Genomic DNA, 1,170 nt, shown 5'->3' with positions numbered 1-1,170 from the left:
AAAAAATATGCTAATTGGCTTCGCAAGTACTATCCTATACCTTTATGGTGAAAAAATGRTGAAAAGAGAARCGGRATATAAAAAAGACCTGCTTTGGGGAAACAGGTCATTAGAAAGGGAGTAAAACTATGAAAAAATATGCTAATTGGCTTCGCAAGTACTATCCTATACCTTTATGGTGAAAAAATGATGAAAAGAGTAGCGGAATATAAAAAAAGACCTGCTCTGGGGAAGCAGATCTTCAAAAGGAGTAAAACTATGAAAAAAATATGCTAATTGGCTTCGCAAGTACTATCCTATACCTTTATGGTGAAAAAATGGTGAAAAGAGAAACGGGATATAAAAAAGACCTGCTCTAGGGAAACAGGTCATTAGAAAGGGAGTAAAACTATGAAAAAATATGCTAATTGGCTTCGCAAATACTATCCTATACCTTTATGGTGAAAAGATAGTGAAAACGATATTAGGATATAGCTCCTATTTTTCCATATTATAGATTCATTTCTCTTTAATAGGGTATACGTTCATTAGAATCGATATAAACTTAAAGAGCTGCCAGGGAGGTATATATATGGAAAAGAAACACGAAGCAACTGCAAATCAGCGTGTGGTTCATCGCACTCRAAATAGCTGGTCAGGCTTTTTGTTTGGCGTAGGGTTAGTTGCTTTTATTGATGAAGCAGTGTTTCATCAGCTGCTTCATTGGCATCATTTTTATGATAAATCCACAACGGCCGCTGGTTTAGTGTCGGACGGTTTGTTTCATGCATTCAGCTGGTTCGCTACAATTGCATCACTTTTTATGGTGGCAGATCTAAGGCGCCGAGGCGGCTGGTGGGTGAAAAGGTGGATAGGAGGAGTATTGCTTGGAGCCGGGGCGTTTCAGCTTTATGACGGGACCGTGCAGCATAAGCTTATGGGACTTCATCAAATCCGGTACGGAGTGAAGATTGCACCTTACGACATTACGTGGAATGTACTTGCATGTTTGATGCTGCTTATTGGCATCATTTTAACATGGTTTACACGTAAACAAGGTGCACATCATGATTAAATATGAAGTATTGTCTCAGCTTTTATTAGCCCTTCCTTTTGTCGCTGCCTTTTTTTTATACATGTGGGCTGTAGCTTCTTCGAATGCAATGTATAGAAAATGGTCATTATATAGGG

At 38.5% G+C, this 1,170-nt stretch carries 1 protein-coding gene; it reads left to right on the top strand.

Annotation, left to right across the window (positions count from 1 at the left end):
- The first annotated feature begins 571 nt into the window (after nucleotides 1-571).
- Nucleotides 572-1,054, top strand: a complete 483-nt coding sequence (locus tag AC1DRF_RS28785; protein ID WP_477742411.1) for a DUF2243 domain-containing protein — start codon at nucleotides 572-574, stop codon at nucleotides 1,052-1,054.
- The last annotated feature ends 116 nt before the right edge of the window (nucleotides 1,055-1,170 follow it).

The sequence above is a fragment of the Priestia sp. P5_B4 genome, from assembly GCF_056400385.1.
The sequence above is the reverse complement of the archived record's forward strand: the minus strand, read 5'-3'. Positions and strand labels throughout refer to the sequence as shown.